This is a genomic window from uncultured Campylobacter sp., assembly GCF_963517995.1.
Lineage (GTDB): Bacteria > Campylobacterota > Campylobacteria > Campylobacterales > Campylobacteraceae > Campylobacter_A.
On sequence record NZ_CAUQHQ010000148.1, the window covers coordinates 1 to 5,163 of the forward strand.

Here is a 5,163-nt window from a genome sequence, read left to right on the forward strand (position 1 = left end):
CTTTTGTCGTACCGTTTGCTATCATTGCTGAAATAGTATCGCTTATCGGTAAAACCTCGCTTATCATTTCTCGGCCCATATATCCCGTTTGAGAGCATTGATCGCAACCGACATGTTTGTAAAACTGATATTCTTGCGGTAAAAAGTCTTTAAACTGCTCTTGTAAATTTGAAGGTAAAATCGTCTTTTGTTTGCAGTTTGGACATAATTTTCTTACAAGTCTTTGAGCCTCTATGGCTACCAACGCTCCACTAATAAGATAAGGTTCTATGCCCATATCTGCTATTCTAGTGACCGCGCTTATCGCATCGTTCGTATGCAGCGTTGAAAATACTAAGTGACCGGTTAAGGCTGCTTGAATAGCAATGCGAAGAGTTTCCTGATCTCTGATCTCGCCTATCATTATAATGTCTGGATCTTGTCTTAAAATAGAGCGAAGAGCGGCGGCAAACGAAAGACCGACTTTTTCATTGACGTGGACTTGTTGAATCATATTTAGTTGATATTCCACCGGATCTTCAACGGTAATGATCTTAGTCTCTACGCTTTTTATATCGTTTAGAGCCGCATATAGCGTAGTTGTTTTACCGGAGCCGGTCGGGCCGGTAACCAATATAATACCGTAAGGTGCCTTCATTGCTTTGTTAAATTTCTCAAAGGTGGCCGGATGCATACCTAAATTTTCAAGACTTATTAGAACTTTTGACTTATCTAGGATACGTAAAACTATACTTTCGCCATGTAAAATAGGCAATGTAGAGATACGAAAATCGTATTCTTTGCCTGCTACTTGAGCTGAAAATCGACCGTCTTGAGGTTTTCTACGCTCTGCTATATCCATATTAGAAAGTAGCTTCATACGCGATACTAAAGGGGGAAATAAGTCTTTGTCAAATATAAAAAGCTCGGCTAGCATGCCGTCTATACGACCTCTGACGACACAGTTTGTCGTAGTAGCTTCTATATGTATATCGCTTGCCCTACTAACGATAGATGTTCTTAAGATAACTTCAATAAGTTTTAAAATACCAGAACTATTTTCGTCGGCATTACCGCCAATAACCGTTGTAGACGAGAGCTCTTTTCTAATTTCTGCTACGATGCCTTTGACGCTATCGTTTAGCTCGACTTTGCTAAGATATTTGTCTATTTTGGCAGGATCTGCAATAACGGTTTTTAGTAGCTTTCTGCTAAATATAGACTGAAGCCTATCTTGGGCTGACATATCAAATGGATTTTTAAAGGCGACATATACTGCAATTTCATCTTCTTTGACAGGAAGGGCTTCGTGCGTTTTAAGTTGCGTCAATGGTGCTTTTTCGCAAAGCCTATAATCTATGTCCACATTATCTAGTTCAATATACTCTAGTTTAAATTTAGAAGCTATATATTTTAGAAAATCTTTTAAATTTACTGCAAAATTCTCTGTTATTTCATTTATATTTAATCTTTGTTTTTTATACAATTCACCTAAGATATCGTAGACGAGTTCGTCTTTTAAGTCTGGTATTTCTTGGTGGATTATTGTTTCAAAATCATCTTTTTCTTTTAACTGCATTGTGATATTTTGATACTGAGTATTCGATATTAATTCATTTTTTTGCGCAGTAGCTAAAAATAGTTCATAAACTTTTTTCACTAAAAAATATCCTTTTATTTCCTAAAATAAAATACATTAAGTAAGATACTACACAAATTTTACAGTGCAGTATCGTCTTCTATCTTTTTCATTAAATCTTCGATATTGGCAGAATTTGCCTTATCGTTATAAATTTTTAAAACGCTTATGGCATCGTTTTTTTGCTTAAGATTATACTTAGATTTAGCAAATATAATCCAACTTTCTTCATTATTACTATCTAATTCATTAGCAATTAGAGCCCATTTTTCGCTATTTTGATAATCTTTTGTACTGTAGTATCTTTTTGCTATCAAGACGGCTATGTCTGAGCTGTTGGCTTTATCAAATTTTGCCTTTAACTCATCAACTGAAACCTCTGAGGCAGATGACTGTATTTGAAATTTATTAATGCCTTGTCCGCTTGATATATTTTTTGATGAAAAGGAGCCATCAGAATCAAAATTTATCTTTTCTTCCGTAGGTGTTTTTATGGCAACTTGTTTACCGCCTATATTTCTAGCCGCTGAAAAATTACTGACAGTATCTGCGTTATTTGGCAAATCATTGACATTTACCCAGCCATGTTGTTCTTCTTGCGGATCTATATCTCCAGCTATACTGACATTGTCGTTTTGCTTTTCGGGTAGATTTTCATTTATACCAAAATTATCCGAATTTAAAAGAGTATTGTCTGATGGATCCAAATTCCTCTTTTGTTCGTTAATCTCGGAATGTTTAGAGTCTTTACTTGGCTCTTTAATTTCGTTACTTATAGCGATACTGGCAACGCCGCTAACCAGTGAATACTTTAGTAGATAAAATGTAAGCGATGATACCGATACGGATATAGCAAGTACGGCGGATACTGCGTAAATATAAGTTTTTTTGTCTTTAAACTTAAACTCTTTTCTTTTCTTGTCATAGGCTCTCCATCGCCTTTCTAGCTCCAATACTTCGTATGTCTCAAGCATCTATAAGCTCCGATTTAATGGCTGCCATTTCTATTATTTTAGTTACCATCGTATTGCCTCCTATTATAGTAGGTTGATTTGCGTCAAAATACTCGTAAAGTTCAAAAATATTAAACATAAGCTTATTTAACATCCTTAAATTACCCTTGCTTAAACTATTTAAAATTTCGAACTGACTTTCCGTAAATTTTGAAAAAATATAATAAAACTGATTGTTCTGAAATTTATTCTCCAAATAAACCTTCATCTCGCCGACATCAACAGATCCCATTTCGATATTTTCCCATACTCTAGTCTTAAAATAATCTCTTGAAAGTATATCTTTGTCTATATACTCATGCGTAGCAAATAAAAATTTAAATAATCCGCTATCTGACATTATGCGAATCTTCTCCAGTAAAATTTCTGGATACAACTGAGATTCATCTAGTATGACTACTACCGGTTTTCTGTCTTGCACGTCACCTGTTTTTGCTTTGTATATTTTAATAAATTGCTCGTAACTCTCTATCTTTTCTTGAGGTTCCTTTTTAAAAATCCCCTCGTATAGCGACGTTACAAATTCTGCTTCATTGAAAAAAGGATAAGGGAAAAAAACTATATCGCCTTGCTCTTTTAGATCTGAAACTATCTTTTTTAACAAAAAGGTTTTGCCGCACCCGGGCTTACCGTAAAATACGATAAGCTTTACCGGTTTTTGCAATAAATCCAAAATTTTCTTATATGCTACTATAGACTTATCCAAATTGATATAGTCTGATTCTTGCCCTATATCGGCAAAAATATTTTTTATAGTAGTATATTTGTTACCGCTCATATATCGACCTTGAAAATCCCAAATCTTTTAGTGATTGATTTATCGGCGTCGGATTTGATATATCAACTATTCTTGGGGTTATTATAAAAACGAGCTCAGTAGTTCTCAAGTTATCTTTTGTGCTCTTAAAAGCATTTCCGAGAACTGGAATATCTCCTAAAAAAGGAACTTTGGTATTTTCTTTGCCTTTGGATTGGGCTATAAGACCTCCTAAAACAATAGTATCTCCACTATTAACCTGTACTACTGTTGAAAGTTTTTTCTGTACAGTATCTGGAGCTATTTCACGTATGGCGGTACTTTGTCTAGTATCGTCTTCATTGTATTTAAAACTACTTAATGACGGGTTTATTCTAAGCATAATCTTATTGTCGTCTGAAACTTCAGGTAGAATATTTAGTAATATACCTATAAATACAGAATACTGCTTATATGTAACGGTAGTTCTACCGTTTAGGGAGTTATTGTTTTGACTTTCTTGCTGGACTCGATAGTTTACATTATCGCCTACGGATATTAACGCTTGTTGATTGTTTAGCGTTGTAATTTTAGGGCTTGATACTATCTTTGTACGTCCATTGGTCTCAAGAAAATTTAGCACGCCATCTAGATTAAAGTTAAATCCGGCAATCAAATTCATACTTTGAGAAAAACCACCTCCAAGACCATTCCCTCTATTTGACCAAAATAGATCATTTGCGGGTATTAATCCATAAGTTCTACTCAATGTAGTTGTAGGATTTCCATTGGCATCTTGTCCTACTGTTTCTGTTACCCCAGTTGTAACTGGACGGTTATATAGTCCAGTTTTAAATCCTATATTAAATTTACTCCAATCTACGCCTTTTGTGTAGCTATTTGCAAGTTCGACAGATACTATTGATACGTCAATCACTACCTGTTTTTTTAGCCTTTCTTGTATATCTTTAATGTATTCGGAAACCCTCCTTAACTGAGCTGCAGTACCAGTGACCGTTACTAATCCGGCATTTGCATTAATTACAGGATCTGGTGCAACTATACTTTCTGTAGTATTGTTTAGGATGGCTTTTATCTCTGTGTCAAGCTTTTCCCAAAAATCAAATTTTTCCGTAGTTTTTATAATATTATCAAGCTTGCCACCGCCGCTACCAATATCTCCAGCAGCTTGATCCTCTTGTTCTTCTCCAACTTCTGTGGGTGCTGAATCAACAGATGCTTTTGTTATTGCGGTACCTTCTCTAATAGAAGTTATGTAATCGATCTTAAAAGTCTTTGTTTGAAGGGAAGAAATTTTTAACACATCTTGAGAAAATGTGTAGCTCATATCTTTTTCAGATAACAATAAAGTAAAAATTTCATTTAGCGTTTTGTCTTTTATATTTACACCAAATATTTGCTCGCCTATTGCATCTTTTGCAAACTGATCTTTTGATACGATACTAAAATGACACATATCTGAGAGCTGAGTTAATACTTCTTGTACTGTAACTTGCTCGTTTATTTTAAGATTAAATACCCTATTGTCACAACTACCAGCACTAAGAGAAGATAGTGATAATGCAGTAAATATAGAAATAGGTATGATTTTATTTAATTTTAATGATAACATTTTTGTTTTCTCCTTTTTTTAAATTTAAGTTTATTTTCTGTTCCTTATTTGCCAGGATGACACTTGACCCTTTGATTAAGGATAGTTCATATTCGCCTATTTTATCTTTTACGTAATACCATTTTCCGTTAATTTTTGCTTTATTATTTAATAAGGCTTGTAG

Annotated in this window: 4 protein-coding genes and 1 pseudogene; all 5 read right to left on the reverse strand. The window is 34.3% G+C overall.

The features are described 5' to 3' along the window. Positions 1-1,639: GspE/PulE family protein (locus RYL88_RS11295; RefSeq protein WP_314991371.1), on the reverse strand; the 1,639-nt coding region annotated here is incomplete at its 3' end. Between the two features lie 59 nt (positions 1,640-1,698). Further along, on the reverse strand, positions 1,699-2,592 hold the full coding sequence (locus RYL88_RS11300) for a transformation system protein (protein WP_314991372.1): 894 nt from the start codon (positions 2,590-2,592) through the stop codon (positions 1,699-1,701). Next, positions 2,585-3,409: an ATP-binding protein gene (locus tag RYL88_RS11305; RefSeq protein ID WP_314991374.1), complete on the reverse strand. Its 825-nt coding sequence runs from the start codon at positions 3,407-3,409 to the stop codon at positions 2,585-2,587. The genes RYL88_RS11300 and RYL88_RS11305 overlap by 8 nt, the downstream gene beginning before the upstream one ends. Then, on the reverse strand, positions 3,399-5,000 hold the full coding sequence (mshL, locus tag RYL88_RS11310) for a pilus (MSHA type) biogenesis protein MshL (protein ID WP_314991376.1): 1,602 nt from the start codon (positions 4,998-5,000) through the stop codon (positions 3,399-3,401). Before mshL ends, RYL88_RS11305 begins: the two co-directional genes overlap by 11 nt. Next, positions 4,978-5,163: pseudogene (locus RYL88_RS11315) on the reverse strand (hypothetical protein); the annotation flags it as partial. The pseudogene RYL88_RS11315 and the gene mshL, both read right to left, overlap by 23 nt.

Bases quoted from the DNA above. Each gene is read 5' to 3' on its own strand.
- RYL88_RS11300 (WP_314991372.1), bottom strand. From the start codon at position 2,592: ATGCTTGAGACATACGAAGTATTGGAGCTAGAAAGGCGATGGAGAGCC.
- RYL88_RS11305 (WP_314991374.1), bottom strand. From the start codon at position 3,409: ATGAGCGGTAACAAATATACTACTATAAAAAATATTTTTGCCGATATA.
- mshL (WP_314991376.1), bottom strand. From the start codon at position 5,000: ATGTTATCATTAAAATTAAATAAAATCATACCTATTTCTATATTTACT.